At 71.9% G+C, this 25254-nt stretch carries 26 protein-coding genes; 13 read left to right on the forward strand and 13 right to left on the reverse strand.

The window, feature by feature from the left end; all coding sequences use genetic code 11:
* The first annotated feature begins 53 nt into the window (after nt 1-53).
* The 5 genes from ABWI07_RS21625 (at nt 54) to ABWI07_RS21645 (ending at nt 4520) form a co-directional block, all read left to right on the forward strand.
* Nucleotides 54-488 (forward strand): DUF6196 family protein, encoded by a 435-nt coding sequence (locus ABWI07_RS21625; protein ID WP_353819638.1) that lies wholly within the window; start codon nt 54-56, stop codon nt 486-488.
* 769 nt (nt 489-1257) lie between these two features.
* Nucleotides 1258-2358: an alpha/beta hydrolase family protein gene (locus ABWI07_RS21630; RefSeq protein WP_353819639.1), complete on the forward strand. Its 1101-nt coding sequence runs from the start codon at nt 1258-1260 to the stop codon at nt 2356-2358.
* An 84-nt stretch (nt 2359-2442) separates the two neighbouring features.
* Nucleotides 2443-2835, forward strand: a complete 393-nt coding sequence (locus tag ABWI07_RS21635; RefSeq protein WP_353819640.1) for a sigma factor — start codon at nt 2443-2445, stop codon at nt 2833-2835.
* Nucleotides 2763-3488, forward strand: a complete 726-nt coding sequence (locus ABWI07_RS21640; protein WP_353819673.1) for a sigma factor-like helix-turn-helix DNA-binding protein — start codon at nt 2763-2765, stop codon at nt 3486-3488. The genes ABWI07_RS21635 and ABWI07_RS21640 overlap by 73 nt, the downstream gene beginning before the upstream one ends.
* 231 nt (nt 3489-3719) lie before the next feature.
* Complete coding sequence (locus ABWI07_RS21645) at nt 3720-4520, forward strand: DNA ligase-like domain-containing protein (protein WP_353819641.1); 801 nt, start codon at nt 3720-3722, stop codon at nt 4518-4520.
* 105 nt (nt 4521-4625) lie between these two features.
* Here ABWI07_RS21645 and ABWI07_RS21650 read toward each other — a convergent pair whose 3' ends face one another.
* The 3 genes from ABWI07_RS21650 to ABWI07_RS21660 all read right to left on the reverse strand — a co-directional run bounded on the left by ABWI07_RS21650 (nt 4626) and on the right by ABWI07_RS21660 (nt 5890).
* Nucleotides 4626-4760 carry a hypothetical protein gene (locus tag ABWI07_RS21650; protein ID WP_353819642.1) on the reverse strand — a complete coding sequence of 45 codons (135 nt, stop codon included), beginning with the start codon at nt 4758-4760 and terminating at the stop codon, nt 4626-4628.
* 126 nt (nt 4761-4886) lie between these two features.
* Nucleotides 4887-5081 carry a DUF397 domain-containing protein gene (locus ABWI07_RS21655; protein ID WP_353819643.1) on the reverse strand — a complete coding sequence of 65 codons (195 nt, stop codon included), beginning with the start codon at nt 5079-5081 and terminating at the stop codon, nt 4887-4889.
* Nucleotides 5078-5890, reverse strand: a complete 813-nt coding sequence (locus ABWI07_RS21660; protein ID WP_353819644.1) for a helix-turn-helix domain-containing protein — start codon at nt 5888-5890, stop codon at nt 5078-5080. The genes ABWI07_RS21655 and ABWI07_RS21660 overlap by 4 nt, the downstream gene beginning before the upstream one ends.
* A 107-nt stretch (nt 5891-5997) precedes the next feature.
* Between ABWI07_RS21660 and ABWI07_RS21665 the strand changes: the two genes are divergently transcribed.
* Both ABWI07_RS21665 and ABWI07_RS21670 read left to right on the forward strand, forming a co-directional pair.
* Nucleotides 5998-6423: an ATP-binding protein gene (locus tag ABWI07_RS21665; RefSeq protein WP_353819645.1), complete on the forward strand. Its 426-nt coding sequence runs from the start codon at nt 5998-6000 to the stop codon at nt 6421-6423.
* A 122-nt stretch (nt 6424-6545) separates the two neighbouring features.
* The gene (locus ABWI07_RS21670; RefSeq protein ID WP_353819646.1) at nt 6546-6911 is read left to right on the forward strand and encodes a hypothetical protein; all 366 of its coding nucleotides are present in this window, start codon (nt 6546-6548) and stop codon (nt 6909-6911) included.
* Here the strand turns inward: ABWI07_RS21670 and ABWI07_RS21675 are convergent.
* Entirely contained in the window at nt 6908-7564 is a 657-nt protein-coding gene (locus tag ABWI07_RS21675; RefSeq protein ID WP_305790883.1) for a TIGR04222 domain-containing membrane protein, read from the reverse strand. The genes ABWI07_RS21670 and ABWI07_RS21675 overlap by 4 nt on opposite strands.
* 45 nt (nt 7565-7609) lie before the next feature.
* Nucleotides 7610-8011, reverse strand: a complete 402-nt coding sequence (gene msrB, locus ABWI07_RS21680) for a peptide-methionine (R)-S-oxide reductase MsrB (protein ID WP_149264866.1) — start codon at nt 8009-8011, stop codon at nt 7610-7612.
* Between the two features lie 64 nt (nt 8012-8075).
* On the opposite strand from msrB, the gene ABWI07_RS21685 reads away from it, so the two are divergent.
* On the forward strand, nt 8076-9161 hold the full coding sequence (locus ABWI07_RS21685; RefSeq protein ID WP_353819647.1) for a DNA polymerase domain-containing protein: 1086 nt from the start codon (nt 8076-8078) through the stop codon (nt 9159-9161).
* A gap of 72 nt (nt 9162-9233) precedes the next feature.
* Here ABWI07_RS21685 and ABWI07_RS21690 read toward each other — a convergent pair whose 3' ends face one another.
* Nucleotides 9234-11168 (reverse strand): Xaa-Pro dipeptidyl-peptidase, encoded by a 1935-nt coding sequence (locus tag ABWI07_RS21690; RefSeq protein ID WP_353819648.1) that lies wholly within the window; start codon nt 11166-11168, stop codon nt 9234-9236.
* A gap of 249 nt (nt 11169-11417) precedes the next feature.
* On the opposite strand from ABWI07_RS21690, the gene ABWI07_RS21695 reads away from it, so the two are divergent.
* Nucleotides 11418-11615 carry a DUF4236 domain-containing protein gene (locus ABWI07_RS21695; RefSeq protein WP_149264869.1) on the forward strand — a complete coding sequence of 66 codons (198 nt, stop codon included), beginning with the start codon at nt 11418-11420 and terminating at the stop codon, nt 11613-11615.
* On the opposite strand, the gene leuA is transcribed toward ABWI07_RS21695, so the two are convergent.
* The gene (gene leuA, locus ABWI07_RS21700; protein WP_353819674.1) at nt 11602-13278 is read right to left on the reverse strand and encodes a 2-isopropylmalate synthase; all 1677 of its coding nucleotides are present in this window, start codon (nt 13276-13278) and stop codon (nt 11602-11604) included. The genes ABWI07_RS21695 and leuA overlap by 14 nt on opposite strands.
* Nucleotides 13279-13585: 307 nt before the next feature.
* Here leuA and ABWI07_RS21705 point away from each other — a divergent pair, with 307 nt between their 5' ends.
* Entirely contained in the window at nt 13586-14281 is a 696-nt protein-coding gene (locus tag ABWI07_RS21705) for a FadR/GntR family transcriptional regulator (protein ID WP_353819649.1), read from the forward strand.
* Here the strand turns inward: ABWI07_RS21705 and ABWI07_RS21710 are convergent.
* Nucleotides 14264-16675 carry a HelD family protein gene (locus ABWI07_RS21710; protein ID WP_149264871.1) on the reverse strand — a complete coding sequence of 804 codons (2412 nt, stop codon included), beginning with the start codon at nt 16673-16675 and terminating at the stop codon, nt 14264-14266. The genes ABWI07_RS21705 and ABWI07_RS21710 overlap by 18 nt on opposite strands.
* 217 nt (nt 16676-16892) lie before the next feature.
* Between ABWI07_RS21710 and ABWI07_RS21715 the strand changes: the two genes are divergently transcribed.
* Nucleotides 16893-18584: an alkaline phosphatase D family protein gene (locus ABWI07_RS21715; protein WP_353819650.1), complete on the forward strand. Its 1692-nt coding sequence runs from the start codon at nt 16893-16895 to the stop codon at nt 18582-18584.
* Nucleotides 18585-18674: 90 nt separating this feature from the next.
* On the opposite strand, the gene ABWI07_RS21720 is transcribed toward ABWI07_RS21715, so the two are convergent.
* On the reverse strand, nt 18675-19766 hold the full coding sequence (locus ABWI07_RS21720) for an ATP-dependent DNA ligase (RefSeq protein WP_353819651.1): 1092 nt from the start codon (nt 19764-19766) through the stop codon (nt 18675-18677).
* 64 nt (nt 19767-19830) lie between these two features.
* Between ABWI07_RS21720 and ABWI07_RS21725 the strand changes: the two genes are divergently transcribed.
* A complete protein-coding gene (locus tag ABWI07_RS21725) occupies nt 19831-20532 on the forward strand; it encodes a dihydrofolate reductase family protein (protein WP_353819652.1) in 702 nt (233 codons plus the stop codon).
* Here the strand turns inward: ABWI07_RS21725 and ABWI07_RS21730 are convergent.
* The gene (locus ABWI07_RS21730; RefSeq protein WP_149264875.1) at nt 20514-21233 is read right to left on the reverse strand and encodes a pyrimidine reductase family protein; all 720 of its coding nucleotides are present in this window, start codon (nt 21231-21233) and stop codon (nt 20514-20516) included. The two genes, ABWI07_RS21725 and ABWI07_RS21730, sit on opposite strands and share 19 nt — an antisense overlap.
* Nucleotides 21234-21399: 166 nt before the next feature.
* Between ABWI07_RS21730 and ABWI07_RS21735 the strand changes: the two genes are divergently transcribed.
* Nucleotides 21400-21801, forward strand: a complete 402-nt coding sequence (locus ABWI07_RS21735; protein WP_353819653.1) for a hypothetical protein — start codon at nt 21400-21402, stop codon at nt 21799-21801.
* 10 nt (nt 21802-21811) lie between these two features.
* On the opposite strand, the gene glgX is transcribed toward ABWI07_RS21735, so the two are convergent.
* The 3 genes from glgX to ABWI07_RS21750 all read right to left on the reverse strand — a co-directional run bounded on the left by glgX (nt 21812) and on the right by ABWI07_RS21750 (nt 25242).
* Nucleotides 21812-23920 (reverse strand): glycogen debranching protein GlgX, encoded by a 2109-nt coding sequence (glgX, locus tag ABWI07_RS21740; protein WP_353819654.1) that lies wholly within the window; start codon nt 23918-23920, stop codon nt 21812-21814.
* Nucleotides 23921-24010: 90 nt separating this feature from the next.
* On the reverse strand, nt 24011-24592 hold the full coding sequence (locus ABWI07_RS21745) for a GNAT family N-acetyltransferase (RefSeq protein ID WP_353819655.1): 582 nt from the start codon (nt 24590-24592) through the stop codon (nt 24011-24013).
* Nucleotides 24593-24666: 74 nt separating this feature from the next.
* The gene (locus tag ABWI07_RS21750; protein WP_149264879.1) at nt 24667-25242 is read right to left on the reverse strand and encodes a DUF4262 domain-containing protein; all 576 of its coding nucleotides are present in this window, start codon (nt 25240-25242) and stop codon (nt 24667-24669) included.
* Nucleotides 25243-25254: the final 12 nt, after the last annotated feature.

Consider the following 25254-nt stretch of genomic DNA (forward strand, 5'->3'; position numbering starts at 1 on the left):
CCACTCGGCTCTCTGGGGCCGATTCCAGCCGCAAAGAACCAGGAGACCTCGTCATGGTCAGTGTCAGCGTGGAGACTCCGCAGCAGACGGAGGAACGTCTGCGCCATGTGATCGCCATGGCCGATCTCGTCGTGCACGACGGTGTCTGGTGCTTCGAGGAGTCCCCCGCCGACCGGCCACCGCCACTCGACGGCGACACACTGGCGGTGGTCCGGGACGGCGAGAGCTGGAGCCGGCTGGTCCCGCTCACCCGGGAGCACCGGGATGTCGAACGGTTCGGGATCTTCTCCTTCCACTTCCCGGCCGACCTGGACAACAGCGGCTTCGTCGGCTGGCTGGCCACCCGCCTGAAGACCGAGCTGGGCACCGGGGTCTTCGTCATATGCGGGAGCAACCGCGACCGCGGCGGCATCTACGACTACTGGGGCTGCCCCATCGACCTGCTGGACGACGCCACCGCGGCCATCCGGGCGCTGCGTAACGGCTGAGCCGAGCGCACACGGCCGCGACGGCCTCGACCGCCGCTCCGAGGCGGGAGTCCGCTGTTCATCAGAGGCAGGCGGTCTCATCGGTCCGCCGGACCCGGTTCCCCGGCGGTGCGGGGTTCCTATCGTCCTCACACGCGGTTCCGAAGTGGCCCACATCACGGGCTGCTGAACTGCGGCCTCATGAGACGACGACGGTCCGGCCCCGTCCGGCACACGGCCTACGGCATGGCCGGCGCCGCAGCCGCGACCTGCGGAATCCTCCCGATGGTCAGCCTCACCGGCGGCACGCATCCTGGCACCCTCGCCTCCGATGAGGGCGAGTCCCGGCTCCGCCGCCTTCCGAGCCGATCGGGGCGGAGCGGGACGTCCCCCTGCCGTCTGGTGTGGAACCCGTGTCCTCGCAGGGGCTGCGGCTCGCCCCGGACGGGCGGCCGGGGTGATGAGCGTCGTCTACCAGGGCGCCGAGCGGTCGGGACGCCGCGTCGCCCCGACAACGGCACCCGGCGATCCCGCCCCAGCCGCCCTCGTCCGGAAACCGATCGGCGCCGTCCACGGCGCCCTCGCCGCCGCCTGCCGCCCCGCGCACGCGCGGCAGACCTTCCTTCCCGTCCCGGTCTCGCGAAGGGCCACCGGGATGTGCCCAACCCTCCAAAGGAGTGATGTCTCCATGCCGTCTTCCCGACGTCCCGCAAGATTCCCTTCGCCCCGGGGCCGGTTCGCCTTCAGCCTGGCGGCCATTGCGGCTGTGGCCATCGGCGGCTCGGCGGCCTTGACCCATCCTTCCGGTGCCCGGCCTCGCGCCACGGTCGCCGCCGCACGGACCGACAGCACCGCACCAGGCCGCGTCGTCAAGGTCGAGCCGCTGCCGCAGGAGCAGCGGCCGTCAGGCGCGGGCATGGCGGAACGCCTCACCTACTGGTCCACCGGGTCGGACGGCAAACCCGTGGTGACGGGCGGGAGGGTGTTCCTGCCGTCGGGCCACCGGGCACCGCGCGGAGGCTGGCCGGTGATCTCCTGGCATCACGCCACGGTAGGACTGGCCCCCGACTGCGCCCCCTCGATCGCCGGAGGCAAGAAGGGCGACACCGCTTTCCTGGCGCAGTGGCTCCAGCACGGCTACGCGGTGGTGGCGACGGATTACGCCGCGATGGGCAGCCCGCCCGTGCAGCCCGAACTCGACGGCCGCACCGAAGCCCACAACGCGGTCGACATGGTCCGCGCCGCGCGCTCGGCGAACCGGTCCATCGGGCGGCGCTGGATCGCCGTGGGGCACTCCGAGGGCGGCCACGCCGCCCTCTTCACCGCGGCCAACGCCACCCGGTTCGCCCCCGAACTGGACTTCCGTGGCACGATCGCGCTCGCGCCGCCGTCCAACTTCGTCGAGCCCGCGACCGCTCTGGGACCCGCCACGCCGGACGTCCCGATCCCCGGCACCGTTGCCCACATCGCCGTGATACTGGCGGGCCTCAAGGCGGCCCGTCCCGACTTCGACCTGGACGGATACCTCACCTCGCGCGGCCGGAGCGTCATCGCCGACGCCGAACGGCTGTGCTCGGCGGACCTGGCGCAAGCTACGAAGGGGATCGCGGTGCGCAGCATGTTCCGCAAGCCCCTGAGCACTGGGGACTTCTCCAGGACCGCGCACCAGGTGATGGACGTCCCGCTCAAGGGCTACGACCGGCCGCTGCTCATCGCACACGGGACCAACGACACCACCGTGCCGATCGCGCTGACCGCGAAACTCGTCGCCGACCTCAAACTGCGCGGGGCCGACCCCGACTTCCGCCCGTACCGAGGCGTCGACCACGGTGGCATCTTGGCCGCCTCCTTCCCACGCGACCGCGCCTACGCGCAACGCCTGTTCGGCTGACCTCCTCCGGCTCCGGAACAGTCAGGCCGAGCAAGGCCGAACCGGCAGCATCGGGCGTGGGAGTGCCCGGAGTACGCGGCGTACGTGACGGAGCGGCCGCCGCGCCTGCTCAGAACGGCCTATCTGCTGTGCCGCGACTGGGCGCAGGCGGAGGGCCTGTTGCAGACGGCGCTGGTCAAGGCGTGGCGGGCGTGGCAGCGGATCGGGGACCACCTCGATCCGTACGTCTACCGGATCCTCGTCAACACGCACGCGTCGTGGGCCAGGCGGCACTGGCGCCGCGAGCGGCCCACGAACCGGCCGCCGGTCCGCCGCGACCCGGCGGACCGCATCGGCGCCGCCAAGGACAAGGCGGTCCTGTGGCGGCGCTCGGCCGGCTTCCGCACCGGCAGCGCGCCACGCTGGTGCTGCGCTTCTTCGAGGATCTGTCGGAACCGCAGGTCGCCAAGGTGCTCGACTGCTCGGTCGGGACCGTGAAGAGCCAGACCAGCAAGGCCCTCGCCAGACTCCGGATCGATCCGGGCGCCCTGGCCGCCGCACGACAGGGAGGAAATTGTGCCCATCACCTTCGAGGTCGTGGCCGTCCCGTTGAAGGGCGGCGGCCAGGGCTCGGACACGTTCGGATCGATGAACGGCATCGACCGGTATCTGAGCGGTCACGGGCCGACGCCGGGCGACTGGAGCTTCGGGGTGTACGGCGGCCGGTGCGACTCCAGCACCTGCGCCATGGTGACGCGTCCGCCGTCGCAGCCGGAGCAGCTCCCGGTGGCGGGGCCGAAGCGGCTGGCGCAGGTGTCCGGAACCGCCGACGGCCGCGCCCGGGCGGCGTCGCTCAAGGGGGCGGGGAGGTCCACGCGGATGCGGGTGACGTGCGTGGAAGGCGCGGCGGTGGCGGTCGGCCGGATCGGCGGGCGGAGCAAATCCGCCGAGTGCGAGAGCGCCGAGTACACGGGCGTCGTCTGGGACCAGCCTGTCGAAGACCGGACGAGCAGGATCGACATCGCTGTGCTGCCGGCGGAGGCGGCGTGGCAGGCGAGCGACGTGCGCGGCACCGGCGACGCGGCGCTGGCGAGCTGATGAAAGGCGTGGAACCGGCCGGAAAGTGGGCGCTGGAGATCTACGCTCACTGAGCCCCGAGGAACCACCGGGCCCGGACGGCCGCCGCCCCGGCCACCGCACGGCAGAGCGGTCCTCGCCGGGTACGGACGGCCGCTCCTGGCTGGACGTCGCGGATCCTGCGGCCAGTGGAAGAACCTCGGCCCCCGGCCTCCGCAGGCGGGCATCCGCAGCGCCACCGGGCCCCGGACATTTTCTGTTTTGCCAATTGACACAAATCACTGATCTGATCTACCGTCCTCCGCGTGAGTACCGGCAAGGGGCGCGGACGGCCGCGCAAGGACCCGGACCGCCTGGCGCGTTGGACGCCCCCGGAGGGCTGGTCGCGGCTGGTCGCCTGGGTCTCCCCCGAGGAGAAGAAGGCGCTCAAGCACGTCGCCGTCGACGCCGGGGTCTCCGTCGCCGATCTCGTCCGAGCCCTCGCCGGCGGGCTGGCCGGTGGCGCCATCAGCCACGAGGAACTACTCGGGCAGGTCGAGAAGGGAAGGGACGTCATGGAGAAGATCCCCACGCTCTTCGAGCGCGATGACCGGTTCAAGGTCGTCGACCGCCCCAAGCCCGAATGCGCCTGGGTTCTCGATGGGGCCGGGACCGGCACCGAGAAGCTCGACGGCACGAACGTCCGCCTCACGGTGCGTTCAGGCCAGCTCGTCCGGGTGGAGAAGCGGCGCAACCCGAGCAAGCAGCAGAAGCAGCAGGGGATCGTGGACGGCTGGTACGTCGACGCCGGGGAGGGAGGCGAAGACAAATGGATCCATGCGGCGGCCCGCAACACCGACGTCGCCGCGTGGCCGGACGGCGAGCATCCCTGCGAGGCGCTCGGCCCCCGCATCCAGGGCAACCCACTAGGGCTCGAAGAGCACCGATGCGTCCCCTTCAACCTGGAGGCGCCGGCCTACGAGGACGTGCCCCGCAGCTATGACGGCCTGCGGGACTACCTCGCGAAGCTGGACAGCAGGTTCGCTCCGGGCCACCTCGCCGAGGGGATCGTCTTCCACCATCCCGACGGCCGCCGCGCCAAGATCAAGCGCAAGGACTTCGCCTGACGGGCGAGATCGCCGCACTGCCACCGGAGGCGTGCAGGGGGACGGCAACGGCGAGGCCGCGCTCGCGAAGTTGGTGCGGTGGGGGCGGCGAATGCTCCGTTCCTTTCACCGCGCCCATTCGGCAGGACGCCAAGCGCTCCACAGAGAACCGCTGGTGATCCTGGCGACGAGCAGGGCGGCACCGAAGGACGTCAGCAGGATCAGGTAGAAGACGGGCGAGGCGAGTCCCGGCGGGAACACCGCCTCGCCCCCCTGATCCGAGAATGACCGTCCACTCCGCGACGCCCCCTCGCCAACGGGTGGCATCACCTACGCCGAACCACGGCCTCTCCCGATCGCCCCCTCCCAGGACCGGCCGCACGCCCGTCATGCCTGGTCGAGAACCCCGTCCTTGATCCGCCGAAGCAGACTCCCGAACGCGTCACCCCTCACGGTCAGCCGCCCACCCTCCGGGTCCTTGGAATCCCGGATGCCAACGCCATCGATCAACTCGGCAACCTCGACGCACATCTCGTCGGTGGAGCTGCCGCTGTACGAGCTCTTGCGCCAGTTGATCATCATGAGAATTCCTCCATGAGCTTCTCGATCAGGACACGGGATACATCCTCAGATGAGGCTTTTGCCCCGATCAACTCGAAGGCTACGGCCATATCCCGAACCTCGGAAGGGTCCTGAACCAACCGGCCACCCCGATAGGCGGCGACGTACGCGACGTCTTTGCGCTCCAAACTCATGACTTGGAAGGGTCCTGTCAGCCCGATATGCCATCCGACTGATCTCGGGATTGCTCGTAAGATCACGTTCGGCTGTTCAGCCAGCTTCAACAGCCGCTGAAGCTGTGCCCGCATGACCTGAGCCCCGCCGACTGGTCGATCGAGCGCATCCTCATCGAGCAGGACCAGCAACAACGGCGGATCCGCTTGACCGAGGACCAACTCCTGTCGCGTCATACGCGCCTGGAGGACCTTATCTAAGTCTTCGACTCGCCCCTCCAGTAGGACAGCGCGGGCGTACTCTTCCGTCTGGAGCAGGACGGGCATGCCTTGCCCTTGGTAAACGCGAAGAACGTTCGCCTTTGCCTCGTACTCGACGCTTTGCCGGAACCAGTCCGGATTGTGAAGCGTTCGCGCGAAAGACAGGAGCCGCTGGAAGTGCCCTCCCGTCTGCCACGCCTCATCGAGAGCCTTTGCCTGGTCTAAGTCGATGCATGCCCGTCCCGCTTCGAGGTTCGCAACATGCGATCGAACGCAGCTAATGATCTTGCCGACCTGGGTACCGGTCAGCCCATGCTTCTGGCGATGGAACCGCAGGTCATAGGCCAGCCAGGCATAGAGCGAGGACGTGGGATCGATCTCGTCGGCGGCACTCATCGACATCTCCCCGGGGTTTGAGATGTTTGTCAATACAACCCATCCTAGTCACTGATCGTGATCCTGGAGATGCGAAACGTGAAACCTCCAGGAAGGCTGGGTCGCAAATGATCATCACACCAGACTGCCTGCTGCTCTCCATGCTGGCGTCGAAGGCCGCGCCGGGCCTGGCGCGCACGCTGACAATGGCACGCCTCCACAAATGGGACTGCGCACACATTTCGGACGATGCATTCTTGATCGCCTCAGAATTGATCACCAACGCCGTGTTGGCCACGCCCGGCGAGGAGATCCGCTACCAATGCAGCCGCGACGTCGCCGGCGTCCTCATCGCCGTATGGGACGCCAGCCCGACCAAGCCACAAGTCCGCCCACTGGTGGAACTGACGCTCGACACGCTGGACGTCTCCGAGGAGCACTGGGACGACAACGGCGGCCGAGGCCTCCCGATCGTCGCAGCCCTAGCCACAGAGTGCGGCTACTCCCCCGACCCAGCAGGAGGCAAATGGGTCTGGGCCCGCCTCAAAACATGACCCCACCGCATTGACTTGTGGCGGGGGGGGGGGGCCGGGGCGAGCCCGCGGGGGGGCCCCGCCCCCGACCAACACAAACCCACCCACCCCGCCCCCCCCCCCACCCCGCCCCCCGCGCCGCCGTGGCCGCCCGCACGGGCGCCGCCCCCTCGCCGCACGAGCGTGTCGCGGCCGCCGGTGACCCGGACGAGATCACCGACGCGGTGCCCTACTTCGAGACCAAGGACCCCGGCAAGAAGGTCGTCAAGCACGTCACCGACGTCCGCCGCAGCGGCAGCTTCGTGCGCGTCTACACCGACCTCGGGGAGTCCGACGAGAACTCCGAGCCGGCCATCGACCTGTGCAAGTGGACGACCCAGTTCCTCAAGGACGGCGGCGACGACGAGCCGCGGGTCTTCGTCCACGGCAAGAGCGACGACAACGGCAGCGTCGTCCTCGCCAACAAGCAGAGCGACAAGGACGACTGCGGCGTCTCCGAGACCCCCTAGTAGGGGCCAGGGCCGTTGCCCCAGGTGTCCCAGGCATTCCAGGCGTAGCCCGAGTACTTCGTCTCGGACAGGGGGCTCGGTTCGGGGCCGCGCCTGACCCCGTTCAGGGCCCAGTCGTAGGGCAGGTCGAGCGGCTTGGGGTTGTCCATCTCCATGACCTGGCGGAGCTTGGCGTCCTCCACCGCGGCGGTGCCCAGCGCGGCGAGCCTGGTGACCGCGTCCGGCGCGGCGCCCTTCAGCGCGCCGAGCCCGGACGGAGCGCCGGACTCGGCGTGCGCGCGGAGCCTGCGCCGGGCCGCCCTCCCCTTGCGCGTCCTCCGTAGTTTGCCGCGGAACCCCCTGCGCAGGAGGCCCCTCTCGACCAGCCCGCCCGCGATGGCGGCCATCTCATCGGATTCGGCGACCGCGTCCAGGACGTAGCCGAGCTGGAAGCCGGTGTCGGGGACCTCTTCGAGAAGCGCGGCCTGGATCTTGTCGTCCGCCTCCCGCTTGACGACGGTCACGCGGCGCGTGCCCCGCGAGACCCGCACCCGGCGCCCCTCGTAGAGGGTGAGCAAAGCGCACTGGGCGGCGCGGGTGGGACCGCCGCAGAGTAAGGCGATCTCGTAGGGGGTGAACTCGTCCACGGCGACTCCCCGGGGGCTGACCGTCACTGCTGTGGGCGTCAATGTGACGCGTCAGGGCCCGGGGAGGTTGCGTCATTCGGCGGGTTCGAGGGTGAGCGAGATCGAGTTGATGCAGTAGCGGTCGTCGGTCGGGGTGTCGTAGCCCTCGCCGTGGAAGACGTGGCCCAGGTGCGAGTCGCACACCGCGCAGCGGACCTCGGTGCGGACCATGCCGAGCGAGCGGTCCTCGATCAGCGTGACCGCGTCGGAGTCGGACGGCGCGAAGAACGACGGCCACCCGCAGTGGCTCTCGAACTTGGTCTCGGACCGGAACAGCTCCGTGCCGCACGCGCGGCACCGGTACACCCCGACGGTCTTGGTGTCGGTGTACTCGCCGGTGAAGGGCTTCTCGGTGCCCGCCTCACGCAGCACGTGGAACTCCTCGGGGCTGAGCTGCGCCCGCCACTCGTCCTCACTCTTGCGGATCTTCTCCATGCTTCGACGGTACCCGGCGCGTCCGCCCGGGAGGACTGTCGTGGCCGTGGGTTAACGTGCGGTTATGGCCTCGCCCTACATCGAGATCCCGGTCGGGGATCGGCTCGTCAAGGTGACCAATCCTGACAAGGTCTATTTCCCCGAGCACGGCTACACCAAGCGGCAGCTCGTGGAGTACTACCTGGCCGTGGGGGAGGGAATCCTGCGCGCCACCCGCGACCGCCCGACGACGCTGGAACGCTGGCCCGCGGGGGTCTTCGAGGGCGCCAGGATGGCCACCCGCGAGGACTACGCGCGCGGCCAGGCGGGCATGGGCGCCGGCAAGTCCGACGCGTTCTACCAGAAGCGCATCCCGAAGGGCGCGCCCGACTGGGTGCGGACCGCGCGGATCGCCTTCCCCAGCGGGCGCTCGGCCGACGAGGTCTGCCCGACCGAGGTCGCCGTGATCGCCTGGGCGGCCAACCTCGGGACGCTGACCTTCCACCCGTGGCCCGTCCGCAAGGGCGACGTCGACCATCCCGACGAGCTGCGCATCGACCTCGACCCGCAGCCCGGCACCGACTTCTCCGACGCCGTCCGGGTGGCGCTCGGCCCGGCCCGCGACCTGCTGTCGGAGCTGGGCTACACCGGGTACGTGAAGACGTCCGGCAAGGGCGGGGTGCACATCTACGTCCGCATCGAGCCCCGCTGGACGTTCACCGAGGTCCGCAGGGCCGCCCTCGCGTTCGGCCGCGAGGTGGAGCGCCGCGCCCCTGCCGAGGTCACCACGAAGTGGTGGAAGGAGGAGCGGGGGGAGCAGATCTTCATCGACTTCAACCAGAACGCGCGCGACCGCACGATCGCCTCGGCGTACAGCGTCCGGCCGGCCCCGCACGCCCCGGTCTCGGCGCCGGTGACCTGGGAGGAGCTGCCCGACGTCGACCCGCGCGACTTCACCATCGCCACGATGCCCGCGCGCTTCAAGGAGCTGGGCGACCTGCACGCCTCGATCGACGACGCGTCCTTCTCACTCGACGCCCTGCTCGACATGGCCGACCGCGACGAGAAGGACCACGGCCTCGGCGACATGCCGTACCCGCCGAACTACCCGAAGATGCCCGGCGAGCCCAAGCGCGTCCAGCCCAGCAAGGACACCGACAACCACGCCTGAAGCCGGGCGCCTCAAGCGTGCGGCCCGCCGCCCCGGAAGGGACGGCGGGCCGGTCCGCCTCGGTGAGGGCCGTCAGTAGAGCTTGCGCTCCTGGACGGGGAGGGTGACCCTGGCCGGGCCGCGCCAGGTCTCGGCGGGCCGCGGCGGCGCGACGAGGGCGGTCACGTCGTCCTCGGCCGCGACGACCGGGACGCTGACGGAGGTGCCGCGCAGGTCCACCGTCACCTGGGCGCCCGTCGGCGTCTCGGTGTTGTAGTCGGCGTCCGTCCCGGCGAGGACGAGCGCCAGCCGGTGGCCCTTCTTCAGCAGGTACTCCTGGCTGAGCGTCTGCCAGCGGACGCCGTAGTAGCGGCCGGGCTCCAGCGGCGACGGGTTGCTCAGCGACCGGTCGTTCTGTGCGTCGAGCCAGCCGCGGGCGACCACGTTCACCGGCGAGGTCACGGTTCTGACCTCGGTCTGCTTGTAGCAGGCGTCGTCGGAGGGCGTGCTCTCACCGTGGCAGTCCTCGGTGGTCAGCGTCCGGATGCCGGAGCCCGGGCCGAGGTAGTCCACGCGGGTGTCGTCGCCGTAGTCGACCAGCAGCGCCGTCAGGTTCGACGTGGGCCGGTCCAGCTTGATCTTCAGGCGCGCGTCGGGGGTGCCGGACAGGCGCCCGGTCCGCGGCAGCGGGGCCGACACGAACGCGGTCCGGTAGGGCCGCGCCGCCGTCGGGTCGGCGACCATGTCGTCCTCGGGGTAGCCCGCGCCCTGCGGGCCCGCGGCGTCGGTGAAGGCGGCGGTCGCGCCCGCCGCGGCCGGCTTCAGGCCGAGGGAGCCGTCCGCGCCGGGGCGCAGGACGACGTTCCGCGCGTCCCGGGACGGCCAGTCAGGCTGGGTGATCCACTGGTCCGGGCCGATCTCGATGTCGGCGCGCGGCTGCCGCATGATGTCGTTGGGGATCCGCTGCAGCTCGTGGTCGAACCACTTGTGCAGGGCCGCCACCCAGGCGTCGCGCCGGGTGTCGAACGGGTCGACGTGGCCGCGCTGGCTCAGCCACACCTTGCGCTGCACGCCGCGCTTCGCGAGGGCCTTCCACCATTCGGCGAAGTGGTTGTCCTTCACGTTCAGGTCGTTGACGCCGTGGGTGGCGAAGATGCTCGCGCGCACGCGGGAGGCGCGGGCGATCGTCCCGTTCCGGTAGTCGGCGGTCTTCCAGTAGGCGTTGTAGTTGCCGGTCGCGTCGTCCTCGCCCTTGTCGAGGTCGGCGAAGACCGCGGCGCACTTCTCGGGCGGGTCGGTGTCGACGTAGTCCGCGAGCCACGGCTGCTCGTCGGTCCAGTACTTCACGCCGTTCATCCGGCTGTAGTCGTACCAGCTGCTGATCGCCGAGATCGGGACGATCGTCTCCAGCCCCTCGACACCGGTCGCCGCCACGCCGTTGGCGAGCGTCCCGTCGTAGGACTTGCCGATCATGCCGGTGCGGCCGGTCGTCCAGGTCGCCTTCACGGGGCTGCCGTCCGGCCGGTACGCCCGGGCCCGCCCGTTGAGCCAGTCGACCACGGCCTTGCCGCCGAGGACGTCGGTCGGGCCGCCGCTGACCGGGCAGCCGTCGGAGCGGGTCGTGCCGACCATGTCCACCGCGAGGAACGCGTAGCCGCGCGGCACGAAGTAGTTGTCGTAGTACAGCGGGAACTTCACCGGGTTCCCGGCCGCGTCGTAGGTCTTGCGCTCGCTCTCGTTGCCGCGCCCGGCGTTGTCGTAGTAGGGGCTCTCGTCCATGATCACCGGCACCTTGAGACCGTGCTCGGTCTCCTTCGGCCGGATGATGTCCACGTTGACGCGGTCCTTCTTGCCGTCCCGGTCGCTGTCCACGCTCGACTCGACGTAGACGTGCTCCCGGACGGCGTCCTTGTAGGAGAAGACGGGCTGGGTGACCCCGTCCTTCACCACGATCTTGGGGGACGTCCCCGCCAGCGCCGTCGCGCCGCCGCCCGCGCCGGCCAGCGCCGCGCCGGTCAGCACGGCCACCGCCGCGGTCCGCCGGGTTCGTCTCAGGGATCGCCTGGCCAACCCGCACCTCCGAATATGGAAATGATCTCCGACGGGCCACAGGCTCCCTGTCCGCGGGCCGCGGGTAAAGGGCGGCGCACGACGAAGTCGGTCCGGATTTGGTCACGTCCTGCCGTTGCCTCGACGCTGATGTCCGTATTGCCCTTTATGGATGTCCGGGAACGGGTGGCGGGGATGCCCGGCGTGCCGACCGGGCATCCCCGCCGCATGGGTTGGAGCTATCGCAAGTCACTCAAGATGGGCCCGTTCCGCCTCAACTTCTCCAAGAAGGGCGTCGGGCACAGCGTCGGGGCGCGCGGCGCCCGCTACACCAGGGGGGCGGACGGGCGCCGGCAGATGACGCTGCGCATCCCCGGAACCGGCCTGACGTGGAGACGGTCCCTGAAGTCGTCTAACCGCTCTTAGCGCGGTTGACCGCCGACAGGACGGCCTCCACGGACGCGGTGAGCACGGACGTGTCGCGCCCCGCGCCCCAGCGGGTCACGCCGTCCACGCGGCACTCGGCGTAGGCGACGGCCATGGCGCCCTGCCCGGCCTCGGTCGAGTGCTCGGCGTACTGCAGGACGTCCACCTTGATCCCGGCGGACGCGAGCGCGCCGGTCAGCGCGTCCAGCGGGCCGTTGCCGGTGCCGGTGTGCTCGCGCTCGTCGCCGTCGACCCGGACGACGCCCGTGAAGTCGTGCCGCGCGGGGCCGGTGTGGGAGGTCCGCCAGCCGGTCACGCGGACCGGTCCCGGCCGGTCCAGGTACTCGGCGCGGAACAGCTCCCACAGCTCGGCCGCCGTGACCTCCTCGCCGCTGCCGTCCGTCGCCCGCTGCACGACCTGGGAGAACTCGATCTGCAGGCGGCGCGGCAGGTCGAGGCCGTACCCCGTCCGCAGCAGGTAGGAGACGCCGCCCTTCCCCGACTGGCTGTTGACGCGGATGACCGCCTCGTACCCGCGCCCGACGTCGGCCGGGTCGATCGGCAGGTACGGGACCTCCCACGGCAGCCGCTCCGGCGGCACGCCCCGCTCGCCGGCGAGGCGCGCGTGCCGGGCCATGCCCTTGCCGATCGCGTCCTGGTGGGTGCCGGAGAACGCGGTGTACACCAGGTCGCCGCCGTACGGGTGGCGCTCGTGGACGGGGAGCCGGTTGCAGTGCTCGACCGTCCGCCGGATCTCGTCGATGTCGGAGAGGTCGATCCGGGGGTCGACGCCCTGGGCGTGCAGGTTCAGCGCCAGCGTGACCAGGTCGACGTTCCCCGTCCGCTCCCCGTTGCCGAACAGGCAGCCCTCGACCCGCTGCGCGCCGGCCAGCATCGCCAGTTCCGCGCACGCGACGCCCGTCCCGCGGTCGTTGTGCGGGTGGACCGACAGGATGACCGCGTCGCGCCGGGCGAGGTTGCGGTGCATGTGCTCGATCTGGTCGGCGTACACGTTCGGGGTGGCGATCTCGACGGTGGCGGGCAGGTTGAGGATCACCGGGCGGTCGGGCGAGGCGTCCCACAGCGCGGTGACCGCGTCGCACACCTCCAGCGCGTAGTCCGGCTCGGTGACGTTGAACGTCTCGGGGGAGAACTCGAAGCGCACGCCCGGCCCGGCGAGCCGCGCCACGTCGGCCGCGCCGTCCAGGATCAGGCGCCGCACCCCGTCCCGGTCGGATCCGAGGACGACGTCCCGCCACACCGGCCCCGTCGCCGTGTACAGATGGACGACCGCCCTGGGCAGCCCTTCTATGGAGGCGAACGTCCGCTCGATCAGTTCCCTGCGCGCGGGCGTGAACACCGCGGGCGTCACGTCGTCCGGGACGCCGGCCTCGGCCAGGTGGCGGACGAAGTCGAAGTCGGTCCGGCTGGCCGAGGGGTAGCCGACCTCGATCTCCTTGAAGCCCATGGTCACGAGCAGGTCGAACATGCGGCGCTTGCGGGCGGTGTCCATGGGCTCGGCCAGCGCCTGGTTGCCGTCCCGCAGGTCGACGGGCACCCACAGGGGCGCGCTCTCGATGCGCCTGGACGGCCAGCCGCGCTCGACGTCCGGCACGGGCGAGGGCACGCGCTCGTGGGCGGACCGGTACCGGTGGGACGGCATGGAGCTGCCGCGCTGGGGGTTCCAGAAGGGCGCGCCGTCCGCCACCGGGCCGGTCGGGGTGCGCAGGGTCGGGAATCGCGTGTCTTCGTTCAGTCGCGTGTCTGTGTTCACGGGCCTGTTCCGTTCGATCGCCGGACGACCGGCAGCACCGGACCCCGCGGCGGGGTGCCGGTTCGGATCAGGCCCCGCCGCGGCGACCGAGGAGAAGGCCCTGCCACGACACGCCGCCCACCCAACCACACCTCAGCTCCTCAGACAAGCTGAGGTGGCCTACCCTGGAGGCCCGCCACCGTCCCGGAGGACCCCGATGCCGCTCGGCCCGCTCCGTCCCAGCCCGCTCGTCGAGCAGGCCGCCCAGCGCCTGCGCGACCAGATCTCCGGCGGGGCATGGCCGGTCGGGACGCGGCTCCCCGGCGAGACGACGCTGGCCAAGGAACTCGGCGTGGGCCGCTCCACCGTCCGCGAGGCCCTGCGCGCCCTGGCCGGAGCCGGTCTCGTCCAGGCCCGCCAGGGCGCGGGCGTCTTCGTCATCGCGACGGAGCCGGCCGAGGACTGGCCCGCCCGGCTCCGCCGCGCCTCCGTCGCCGAGGTCTACGAGATCCGCGAGATGCTGGAAGTCCGCGCCGCCGAGCTGGCCGCCGAGCGCCGCACCTCCGGCGACCTCGCCGACCTCGACCGGGCGCTCGCGGCCCGCGACGCGGCCCTCGACGGCCCCGCCGTCGAGGGGTTCATCGACGCCGACATCGCCCTGCACACCGCCGTCATCGCCGCCGCGCACAACCCGGTCCTCGCCGACCTCTTCGCTGGGTTCGTCCCGGTCCTGCGCGACGGCCTGCTCGACCTCGCCGCCCTGGTCGACGTCCGCGCGTCCGACGCCGCGCACGGCCGGGCCGCCCACGCCGCCCTGGTCGAGGCGATCCGCGCCCAGGACCCGGCGGCCGCGAGCGACGTCGTCAGGGCCGAGCTCGGCAGGACCCTGACCGGCCTACTCCAGAGCCGATAGCAGGGGCGGCAGGTCCCCGTCGTGGACGACGGTCAGGCGGCGGGTGGCCCTCGTGAGCGAGACGTAGAGGTCCTGGCCGCCCTTGGCGGACTCGCCGAGGATGCCGGACGGGTCGACGACCACGACCGAGTCGAACTCCAGGCCCTTGGCCTCCTCGGCGGTCAGGACGACGACGGGCGAGTCGAGCGCCTCGGGGGTGGCGCCGACCGCGGCGTCCGGGAGGGCCCGCAGGACCTCGGCATGGCGCGCCGCCGAGGAGATGACGGCGAGGCGGCCCTCCTTGAAGGCGCCCCCGATGTCCTCGCCGCCCGTCACGAGGACCAGCTCCGAGCGGACCAGCGACGGCAGCTCGTCGATCGGCAGCGCGAGCGCGGCCGGCGGCGGCCCGTCGTCGCGGACGGGTTCGGGCGGCGTCTGGTCCGGGGCGACGGCGGCCAGGACGTCCGCGGCGACCTTCATGATGGCGGCCGGGGTGCGGTAGTTGACCATGAGCCGCTGCTCGCGCCACCGCCCCGGGACGTAGCGGTCGAGCATCTGGCCCCACGACGCCGCGCCCGCGGCGCTGCCGGTCTGGGCGATGTCCCCGACGACCGTGAGGGAGCGCGTCGGGACGCGGCGCATCACGGTCCGCCAGGCCATCTCCGAGAGCTCCTGCGCCTCGTCCACGATGACGTGGCCGTAGGCCCATTCGCGGTCGGCCATGGCGCGCTGGGCGGTGGTGAGGCGCGGGCCGCCGTCGTTGTGGCGCTCGGCCAGCTCGCTCGCGGAGATCAGATCGCTGGCCAGGATCATCTCGGCGCCGTCGGTCGTCTGCATGACCTCGCGGGCGTAGCGCTCCTCCTCGGCGAGCTTGGCTTGCGCCGCGCGCTCCCGTGCCTTGTCGGCGGAGTCGTCCTTGCCGAGGAGCTCGGCGGCCTCGTCCAGGAGGGGCACGTCCGGGACCGTCCAGGGCGAGCCGGGCGGGCGGTGCAGGAGCGTCCACTCGTCGGGGGAGAGGCCGGCCTCGGTGCCCACGCGCGCGAGGGCTTCGGGGGAGGCGTAGAGGTCGGTGAAGAGCCGCTCGGGGGTCAGGTCGGGCCAGAGTTCGTCCAGGGCGGACCTGACCGCCGGGTCCTGCCAGAGGGCCTCCTTGGCCAGGCGGAGGTCGGTCTCGTCCAGGAGGGGTTCGTCCTCGGCCTCGTCGATGAGCTCTTGGAGCCAGCCGGGCAGCCCACCGGAGCGGGCCATCTCCTCAAGGGGCTCGTCCATGATGCGGTCGAACTGCTCGGCCCGGTTGACGGCGAGCGCCTCCAGCATGTCGTGGACGAACCGGCGCCGCTGCACGTTGTGCGGTGCGCGCAGGGCCCGGGCGCGTTCCCGGACCTGTTCGCACTTCTCGGTCTCCACGATCAGGGTGAGGCCGTCGACCTCGACGTGCAGCCCGCCGGCGGGGACGCGCTGCCGGTCGTGGACGGCGGCCTTCACGAAGTCGGCCATGCGGAGCCCGCCCTTGACGACGGCGGCCTCGGGGGTCTCGGCGGCCGTCGCCTTGAGCCCCGGGTACAGCTCGCCGACCGTGGCCAGGGCGACGTCCGTCTCACCCAGGCCGGGCAGCACCTGCTCGATGTAGCGCAGGAACGTGGCGTTCGGCCCCACGATGAGGACGCCGCGCCGCTCCAGGACGTCGCGGTGCGTGTAGAGGAGGTACGCGGCCCGGTGCAGGGCGGCGACCGTCTTGCCGGTGCCGGGACCGCCCTGGACGACCAGCACCCCCTGGAGGCCGGAGCGGATGACGAGGTCCTGCTCCTCCTGGATGGTCGCGACGACGTCGCTCATCCGGCCCGTCCTGCCGCGGCGGAGGGTGGCCAGCAGGGCGGCCTCGCCGACGATGCCGCCGCGCTCGGACTCCTCCAGGCCCTCCAGGTCGAACACCTCGTCGTCCAGCCGGACGACCTCGCGGTGGCGCAGGTGCAGGTGGCGGCGGCGCGCGAGCGTGCCGGGCGCCCCCGGCGTGGCGGTGTAGAACGGCCGGGCCGCGGCGGCGCGCCAGTCGATCAGGAGGGGCTCGTGGTCCTCGTCGCGCAGGCCGATGCGGCCGATGTAGAAGGTGTCGCCCGGCCCGTCGGCGTCCGCGCGGTGGTCGATGCGGCCGAAGCACAGGCCGTGCTCGACGGCGTTCAGCCGGACGAGGCGCCGGGCCGCCTCGTCGGTGGCGATGGCGCTCTCCACCCGTGCCTGGAACGCCGCGCCGCCGCCCGCCGCCGGGCCCTCGCGCAGCGCGGCCGCGGCCTTGTCCCGCTCGGCGTCGAGGCGCGCGTACACGCCGGACACGTACTCCTGCTCGACCTGCACGGCGGTCCGCGTCGCTTTTTCTTCCCGTTCCGGGTTGACAGCGCCCGCTTGACGAAGTCCCATGCCTGGACTACACTCCTATTCATAGGGTGGAGTATCTGTATGCGCTTTTGCGACTCCGGAGTCTAGCACCCTTCCGCGGGTCCGCGTGATCTTCTAGTTCCGCCCAAAAGATCGTCTTTGTTGTGGCGGGTGTCATCCGCGCGGTACCCCCTGGTCATCGATCTTCGTGAGGCTTTCCGGCGAGCACTGCCGGACCCCTCCGAAAGGTCACTCCTCCATGGCCGACTCCGCCCACCCGCTGAACCGGCGCGCCTTCCTCGCCACCAGCGGGCTCGCCACCAGCGGACTCCTCACCGCCGCCGCCGTGACCGGCGTGCCCGGCACCGCCCTGGCCGCCCCGCGGTCGCGCGCCCTGCCCTCCGACCCGTTCACGCTGGGCGTCGCCTCCGGCGACCCCGAGCCCGACGGCTTCGTCCTCTGGACCCGCCTGGCCCTGGACCCGCACGCCGAGGACGGCCTCGGCGGCATGCCCGCCCGGACCGTCCCCGTCCGCTGGGAGGTCTCCTCCGACCCCCGGTTCCGCCGCATCGACCGGCGCGGGACCGCCGCCGCCCGCCCCGAGGGCGCCCACTCCGTCCACGTCGAGCTGGGCGGCCTGCGCCCCGGCCGCGAGTACTGGTACCGCTTCCGCGTGGACGGCCACATCTCCCCGGTCGGGCGGACGCGCACCGCCCCCCACCCGGCCGTCTTCGGTCCGGCGCTCGCCATGGCGTTCGTGTCGTGCTCCCAGTTCGAGCACGGCTACTTCACGGCGTACCGGCGGCTCGCCGAGGAGCACCCCGACCTCGTCCTGCACCTGGGCGACTACCAGTACGAGTACAAGAAGGGCGTCTACAAGATCCCGGGCGGCAACGTCCGCGACCACGAGGGCCCCGAGACGGTCACGCTGGCCGACTACCGGCTGCGGCACGCCCAGTACAAGTCCGACCGCGACCTGCAGGCCGCGCACGAGGCCGCGCCCTGGCTCGTCGTGTTCGACGACCACGAGGTCGAGAACAACTGGGCCGGCTACATCCCCGAGGCGAACTCCGACACGCCCTCCTACGAGAGCTTCCGCGCCCGCCGCGCCGCCGCGTTCCAGGCCTACTACGAGAACATGCCGCTGCGCCGCCGGTCCGTCCCCGCGGGCCCCGACATGCAGCTCTACCGGCGGATCCGGTGGGGGCGGCTCGCCAACTTCCACATGCTCGACACCCGACAGTTCCGCGACGACCAGGGCTGCGGCGACGGCTACAAGGACTGCCCCGAGGCCGTCGACCCGAAGCGCTCGATCACCGGGGACCGGCAGGAGCAGTGGCTGCTCGACGGCTTCCGCCGCTCCGACGCCCGCTGGGACGTCCTCGGCCAGCAGGTGTTCTTCGCCCAGCGCGACAACACCGCCGGGCCCGTCAAGAAGACCTCGATGGACGCCTGGGACGGCTACGTCGCCTCCCGCGACCGGATCACCAAGGGCTGGCTGGACGCCGGGGTCCGCAACCCCGTCGTGCTCACCGGCGACGTCCACGCCCACTGGGCGAGCGACCTGAAGGCCGACTACGACGACCCCGGCTCCAGGACGGTCGGCGCGGAGCTGGTGTGCACGTCGATCACCAGCACCGGCGACGGCGCCGACTCCGACCCCGCCGCGCACCCCTTCCTCAAGATCAACCCGCACCTGCGCTTCTACAACAACCAGCGCGGGTACGTGATGACGACGATCGGCAAGGCGGAGATGAAGGCCGACTTCAAGACCCTCCCGACCGTCCGGACCCCGGGCGCCGCGATCTCCACCAAGGCGACGTTCGTCATCGAGGACCGCGTCCCCGGCGTCAACCAGACCTACCTGCGCCCGTACGTGTCGGCCAAGATGGCGGCGCGGCCGGACGAGGAAGTGATCCGGCAGACCGTCCAGAACGAGACCCAGCCCTGACGGCGGACGGCCGGGACGCCCCCCGACGGAGCGGGGCGTCCCGGCCGGGGCCCGGTGCCGGACGCGGTTCGGCGCCGGGCCCGCCCGCACTCAGCGGTCGACGCGCGGGCTCGTCGCCGGGCCGCCGAAGATGTCGTCGAGGTCGTAGGCCACCGGCACCTCCAGCTGCTCGTAGGTGCAGGAGTCGGGCGTCCGGTCGGGGCGCCAGTTCCGGAACCGGGCGGTGTGCCGGAACCGGTCGCCCTCCATCGCCTCGTAGGCCACCTCGACCACCAGTTCGGGGCGCAGCGGCACCCAGCTGAGGTCCTTCTTGCCGGTCCAGCGCGAGATCGCGCCGGGCATGCGGTCGACGGTCGCCTCCGACTGGTTCGCCCACTCCGCCCACGGATGCTCGGACAGGTCCTCCAGCCGGTAGGGCTGAAGCTCCTCGACCAGCTCGGCCCGGCGCTTCATCGTGAACGAGGCCGCGACGCCGACGTGCTGGAGGCCGCCCTCGGCGTTGTACAGGCCGAGCAGCAGCGACCCCACGATGGGGCCCGACTTGTGCCAGCGGAAGCCCGCCACCACGCAGTCGGCCGTCCGCTCGTGCTTGACCTTGAACAGGACGCGCTTGTCGGGCTCGTACGGGACGTCGCGCGGCTTGGCGATGACGCCGTCCAGCCCGGCGCCCTCGAACTCGTCGAACCAGCGCAGCGCCAGCTCGTAGGAGTCGGAGGCGGGCGTGACGTAGAAGGGCGCCTTGACGCCGGCCAGGGCGTCGACGAGCCGCTGCCGCCGCTCGCCGAGCGGCACCTCCATCAGCGACTCGTCTCCGAGGGCGAGCAGGTCGAACGCCACGAACGACGCCGGCGTCCGCTCCGACAGCAGCTTGATCCGCGACGCGGCCGGGTGGATGCGCTGCTGGAGTCCGTCGAAGTCGAGGCGCGTCCCCTTCGGCAGGACGATCTCGCCGTCCACCACGCACCGCTCGGGCAGCTCGCGCCGCGCCGCCTCGACCAGCTCGGGGAAGTAGCGGGTGAGCGGCTTCTCGCCGCGGCTGGACAGCTCCACCTCGTCGCCGTCGCGGAAGACGATGCAGCGGAACCCGTCCCACTTCGGCTCGTACAGCAGGTCGCCCTTGGGCATGGTCTTGACCGCCTTGGCCAGCATCGGCGGCAGCGGCGGGCTGATCGGCAGGTCCATGCCCCCCATCTTGCGCCCCGCCACCGACAAAAGGACATCCCGGGGGTCCGATAACGTGCAGGTCATGCGCCGTCTGCTCCCCGAGCCCGCCGCCGCGGGCGTCGACCCCTACGAGGTGTACGGCGACCTGCCCCGGCTGCGGCTGGGCATGGTCATGAGCGCGGACGGCTCGGTCACCGACGCCGAGGGCTGGACCGACGGCCTCGGCGGCGACGCCGACTTCCGCGTCTTCCGGACCCTGCGCGCCCTGACCGACGCGATCCTCGTCGGCGCGGGGACCGTCCGCACCGGGCGCCTCGGCCCGGCGCGCCTGCGCTCCGATCTGCGCGCGCGCCGCGGCGGCCCGCCCGCGCCCATCGTCGTGGTGAGCCGCTCCCTCGACCTCGACTGGACGCTCCCGCTGTTCACCGAGGCCGAGACGCCCACCGTCGTCGTGACGACCCGGAACGCCCGTGCCGGAGTCCCGGACTACCTCCAGGTGGTCGCCGAAGGGGACGACGACGTCGACCTGCCCGCGGCGGTCAGGGTGCTCCGCGAAGAACTCGGCTACGAGCACCTCCTCTGCGAGGGCGGCCCGTCGCTTGCCACCGCGCTCATCAAGGCGTCCCTCGTCGACGAGCTGTGCCTCAACATCGCCCCGACCCTCGTCGGAGGCTCGCGGCACACCCGCCTCCTGGAGGGGCTCGGCGCCGAGGTGCCGCTCGAACCGTCCGCCCTCTACCTGGACGAGGGCGTGCTGTTCGTCCGCTACCGGCTGCGGGTGTAGCGCAGGAAGAGGAAGTCGCCGTCCTGCAGGGCGTCGGCGAGCGTCATCTCCGGCGGGACGGGGAGGGGCGGCCCGTTCAGGATCCCCGCCGGATGCCCGGCGAGCAGCAGCGGGCTCAGCGTGAGGCACAGCTCGTCCAGCAGCCCGGCGGCCGTGATCTGCGCCAGCAGGGCCGGGCCGCCCTCGCACAGCAGGCGCCGGTGGCCGCGCGCGGCGAGCTCCGCTACGGCGGTGGGGAAGTCGAGCGAGTCGTGCCCGGCGACGATGACGTCCGCGCGCTCCCGCGCGGTCTTCAGCCGCACCGGGTCGGCGGTCGCGGTCGTCAGCACGATCGTCGGGACCCGCGCCTCGGTGAAGACGGGCGCGTCGAAGTCCAGGTCGAGGGACCGGGACGCGATGGCCAGCGGCGGCACGGGCGTCCGGCCCTCGCGGACGCCGTCCCAGCCCTCGCTCGGCCGGACGGGCCCGTACCCCTCGGCGCGCACCGTGCCGGCGCCGACGACGACCGCGTCGGCGAGGCCGCGCAGGAGCAGGAAGAGGTGCCGGTCGGCGGCGTTGCCGAGGCCGCCGCTGCGCTCGTCGCGCTGGGCCGCCCCGTCCAGGCTGGCGACCATGTTCGCCCGCAGCCAGGTGGTGCCGTCCGGATAGGCGTAGCGCTCGGCGAGGTCGGCCTCGCCCGGCTCGGGAGAAAGGATCCGCATAGGAGTCTCAAGCTACTCGACGGTCGCTCGCGGACCGCCCGGCGGACGACTTGACCAGTGGAATTACGGGTTGTCCTCCAATGTGTGCGAATCCGTCATGCCGGAAGCGCTGTGGAGCGACACTAGGCGTCGGGGGACGGGGGAGAATCTCACGAAAGGAGCGGGGGTGGAGTACGCCGCATTGGGCGCGTGGATCATCGCCGCCGTCGCGGGCGGGTACCTGCTGGTCGTGTGGCTGGTCAACGGGGGGCGTTCGACGAAGGTGACGCGGTTCCCGCTGCTGGTCGTGGCCGGGCATCCGCTGTCGGCCGTCGCGGGCCTGGCCGTTTGGATCGCCTATGTCGCCACCGGGGAGGCCGCCTACGCCTGGACCGCCTTCGCGGCCCTGTTCGTCGTCATCATCCAGGGGCTGCTGCTGTTCACCCGCTGGCTCGTCGGCCGCGGCGGCCGCCACGCCAGGGGCGCGGAGCAGGCGTTCCCCGCCGCGGCGGTCGCCGTCCACGGCGCGGTGGCGGTCACGACGTTCGTCCTGGTCTTCCTGACGGCGATGGAGGTCACCCGGAGGTGAGCCCGGCGGCTCACGCCCCGCGCCGCAGGACCACGAGCGCGCGGTCCCCGACCGCCACGGCGTCGCGGGCCTTGAGGCGGGGCCGCTCGCCGACCGTGCCGGGCTCGGCGGTGTCGAGGGCGAACTCCCAGCGCTCGCCGAACTCGGCGCCGGGCAGCGTGAACTCGACCGGCTCCGACCCGGCGTTGATCAGGAGCAGGAACGAGTCGTCCCGGACGCGCCGGCCGCGCGGGTCGGGCTCGGTGATGGCCTCGCCGTTGAGGAACACGCCGAGCGACTTGGCGAAGCCGACGTTCCAGTCGTGGTCGGTCATGCTCTCGCCCGCCGGGGTCAGCCAGGCGATGTCGGCGGCGGCGCCGCGGCCCGTCCCGGTGAAGAAGCGGCGGCGCCGGAACACCGGGTGGTCGTGCCGCAGCCGCGACAGGAGCCGGACGAACTCCATGTCGCCGGAGTCCTCCCAGTGGACCCAGGCGATCTCGTTGTCCTGGCAGTAGGCGTTGTTGTTGCCCCGCTGCGTGCGGCCGAGTTCGTCGCCGTGGGAGAGCATAGGCACGCCCTGCGACAGGAACAGCGTCGCGAGGAAGTTGCGGCGCTGCCGGGCCCGCAGGTCGAGGACGCCGGGGTCGTGCGAGGGCCCCTCGACGCCGCAGTTCCACGAGCGGTTGTCGTCGGTGCCGTCGCGGTTGTCCTCGCCGTTGGCCTCGTTGTGCTTGTGGTCGTAGGAGACGAGGTCGGTGAGGGTGAACCCGTCGTGGCAGGTCACGAAGTTGATGGAGGCGAACGGGCGGCGCGCGCTGTGCTCGTAGAGGTCGGAGGAGCCGGTCAGCCGGGACGCGAACTCCGGCATGGTCGCGTAGGAGCCGCGCCAGAAGTCGCGGACGGTGTCGCGGTACTTGCCGTTCCACTCCGTCCACAGCGGCGGGAAGTTGCCGACCTGGTAGCCGCCCTCGCCCACGTCCCACGGCTCGGCGATGAGCTTCACCTGGGAGACGACCGGGTCCTGCTGGACGAGGTCGAAGAAGGCGGCGAGCCGGTCGACGTCGTGCAGTTCGCGGGCCAGCGCCGAGGCGAGGTCGAAGCGGAACCCGTCGACGTGCATCTCCAGGATCCAGTAGCGCAGCGAGTCCATGATGAGCTGGAGCGCGTGCGGGTGCCGGACGTTCAGCGAGTTGCCGCAGCCGGTGTAGTCGAGGTGGTAGCGCTTGTCGTCGTCGCGCAGCCGGTAGTAGGAGGCGTTGTCGATGCCCCGGAACGAAAGCGTCGGGCCCAGGTGGTCGCCCTCCGCCGTGTGGTTGTAGACCACGTCCAGGATGACCTCGATGCCCGCCTCGTGCAGGGTGCGGACCATCGCCTTGAACTCCAGCACCTGCTCCCCGGACTGCCCGGACGAGCTGTAGGAGTTGTGCGGCGCGAAGAAGCCGATCGTGTTGTAGCCCCAGTAGTTGTCCAGGCCCCGCGCCACCAGCGCGTGCTCGGGGACCGACTGGTGCACCGGCATCAGCTCGACCGCCGTCACGCCGAGGTCGAGCAGGTGGTCGACCATCACCGGGTGCGCGAGGCCCGCGTAGGTCCCGCGCTGCTCCTCCGGGATGCCGGGGTGCAGCTTCGTCAGCCCCTTCACGTGCGCCTCGTAGATGACGCTCTCGTGGTAGGGGACGCGCGGCGGCCGGTCGTCGCCCCAGTCGAAGAACGGGTTCACCACCACGTTCTTCGGCATGTAGGGGGCGCTGTCGTCCTCGTTGAGCGCGTCCGGGTCGGCGAACCGGTAGGAGAACAGCGACTCGTGCCACCGGATCAGCTCGTTCGGGGCGGCGCCCGCGACGGCCTTTCCGTACGGGTCGAGCAGCAGCTTGGACGGGTTGCAGCGGTGCCCCTCGCGGGGGTCGAACGGCCCGTGCACCCGGTACCCGTAGCGCTGGCCGGGCCCGATCCCCGGCAGGTACCCGTGCCAGACGAACCCGTCGACCTCGGGCAGGTCGCGCCGCGTCTCGCGGCCGTCGGCGTCGAACAGGCACAGCTCGACCCGCCGGGCCACCTCGGAGAACAGCGCGAAGTTGGTGCCCGTGCCGTCCCAGGTGGCGCCCAGCGGATAGGGATCCCCGGGCCAAACCTCCCGCATGCTCCTCCACCCCTCGACCGGTTCGTCCTGGCCCGTCGATTGTGGCCTACCCGCTCACGTCCCGCGCGCCACGGCCCGCCACCAAGGGTGTCACGGCGGAGCGGGGCGGGGGAGGCGCCAGACGATCTCGCCGTCGCGGGTCTCCCCGGTCCGGCGCAGCCCGATCCTGTCCGCGACCGCCGCGGAGGCGCGGTTGTCCGGGTGGACGGTCGCGACCACGTCGCGGACGCCGTGCTCCACGAGCCGGTCCAGCAGCGCGCGGGCGGCCTCGGTGGCGAACCCGAAGCCCTGGTACGGCATGCCGATCACCCAGGCGACCGACGCGGTCAGCCGCGGCGGGCCCGGCGTGACCGTCGACCCGGCCGAGGCGGGGGTCACCGTGTACTCCGGCGCCGCCGGCGTGACCGTCGCCTGCACGTAGCCGATGGCCTGGCCGTCCCGGGCGCGGCGGACGATCCAGTTCAGCCAGTACTCCTGGTGGAACGGCGCGGGACCCGCGGCCAGATGCGCGTAGCGGGCGCGCAGCTCCTCCAGGGTGAGGGGCTCGCCGCCGATGTAGCGGTGCAGGCGCGGATCGTCCAGGACGGGGGCCATCTCGTCCGCGTGGTGGACCGCCAGCGGCTCCAGGACGAGGCGCTGGGTGCGGATGGTGTCGGCGATGGGCCCGTACACCCGCCGATCGTACGCCCTGGCCGGGCGGCGGGCCGGGGAAGCGGCCGCCGGAGCCGCCGGGGCGGAGCGGCCGGTCACCGCCGCCAGTCGGGCCGCTTGTCGGACAGCCGCCGGGTCCAGGCGCCGGCCGGATGCTGGCGGGGGTGGAGCCACAGCCACGGCTGGGAGTGCCGGAAGGGCAGGTCGGTGCCGGGCTGCCACGGGAACAGGCCCTCCCCGTTGGGCCAGACGACCTGGAGGATCGGCAGCGGCGGGCGCCGGTAGAACGCCACGGCGCCGCCGAACAGGCCGTCGAACCAGTGCGGGTCGGCGTCCCGGAACGCCGCCTGCTGCCCCCGGACGACGCCGTCGCGGCGCTCGCCGTCCGCGGGGCCGCGCCCCTCGGCGGTCTCCCGGCCGAGCATGTTGAGGATCTCTTCCGTCTCGTACACGTCGCCGCCGAACATCGCGAGCTCGGGGGCGCGGTGGCTGTGCCACAGGCCGACCGTGTAGGCCCAGCCGGGCCCCTCCTCGTCCGGCTGGACGAGGACGACGCTCCACCCGTACTGGGTGATGTGCACGATCGTGCGGAGCTGGAAGTTGTCCAGGCGGTCGCGGTCGCCGTAGTCACGGCACATCACGCATGTGCATGAGGGGCGGTCGCCGGACATGACCCTCAGTTT

Source organism: Actinomadura sp. NPDC000600, from assembly GCF_040492135.1.
Classification (GTDB): Bacteria; Actinomycetota; Actinomycetes; order Streptosporangiales; family Streptosporangiaceae; genus Spirillospora.

What these genes read in the sequence shown, in the direction of transcription:
- ABWI07_RS21625 (WP_353819638.1), top strand. Translation starts at nt 54, where the DNA reads ATGGTCAGTGTCAGCGTGGAGACTCCGCAGCAGACGGAGGAACGTCTG.
- ABWI07_RS21655 (WP_353819643.1), bottom strand. Translation starts at nt 5,081, where the DNA reads ATGATGATCAACTGGCGCAAGAGCTCGTACAGCGGCAGCTCCACCGAC.
- ABWI07_RS21660 (WP_353819644.1), bottom strand. Translation starts at nt 5,890, where the DNA reads ATGAGTGCCGCCGACGAGATCGATCCCACGTCCTCGCTCTATGCCTGG.
- ABWI07_RS21665 (WP_353819645.1), top strand. Translation starts at nt 5,998, where the DNA reads ATGATCATCACACCAGACTGCCTGCTGCTCTCCATGCTGGCGTCGAAG.
- msrB (WP_149264866.1), bottom strand. Translation starts at nt 8,011, where the DNA reads ATGGAGAAGATCCGCAAGAGTGAGGACGAGTGGCGGGCGCAGCTCAGC.
- ABWI07_RS21685 (WP_353819647.1), top strand. Translation starts at nt 8,076, where the DNA reads ATGGCCTCGCCCTACATCGAGATCCCGGTCGGGGATCGGCTCGTCAAG.
- ABWI07_RS21695 (WP_149264869.1), top strand. Translation starts at nt 11,418, where the DNA reads ATGGGTTGGAGCTATCGCAAGTCACTCAAGATGGGCCCGTTCCGCCTC.
- leuA (WP_353819674.1), bottom strand. Translation starts at nt 13,278, where the DNA reads ATGCCGTCCCACCGGTACCGGTCCGCCCACGAGCGCGTGCCCTCGCCC.
- ABWI07_RS21705 (WP_353819649.1), top strand. Translation starts at nt 13,586, where the DNA reads ATGCCGCTCGGCCCGCTCCGTCCCAGCCCGCTCGTCGAGCAGGCCGCC.
- ABWI07_RS21710 (WP_149264871.1), bottom strand. Translation starts at nt 16,675, where the DNA reads ATGGGACTTCGTCAAGCGGGCGCTGTCAACCCGGAACGGGAAGAAAAA.
- ABWI07_RS21715 (WP_353819650.1), top strand. Translation starts at nt 16,893, where the DNA reads ATGGCCGACTCCGCCCACCCGCTGAACCGGCGCGCCTTCCTCGCCACC.
- ABWI07_RS21720 (WP_353819651.1), bottom strand. Translation starts at nt 19,766, where the DNA reads ATGGACCTGCCGATCAGCCCGCCGCTGCCGCCGATGCTGGCCAAGGCG.
- ABWI07_RS21725 (WP_353819652.1), top strand. Translation starts at nt 19,831, where the DNA reads ATGCGCCGTCTGCTCCCCGAGCCCGCCGCCGCGGGCGTCGACCCCTAC.
- ABWI07_RS21730 (WP_149264875.1), bottom strand. Translation starts at nt 21,233, where the DNA reads ATGCGGATCCTTTCTCCCGAGCCGGGCGAGGCCGACCTCGCCGAGCGC.
- glgX (WP_353819654.1), bottom strand. Translation starts at nt 23,920, where the DNA reads ATGCGGGAGGTTTGGCCCGGGGATCCCTATCCGCTGGGCGCCACCTGG.
- ABWI07_RS21750 (WP_149264879.1), bottom strand. Translation starts at nt 25,242, where the DNA reads ATGTCCGGCGACCGCCCCTCATGCACATGCGTGATGTGCCGTGACTAC.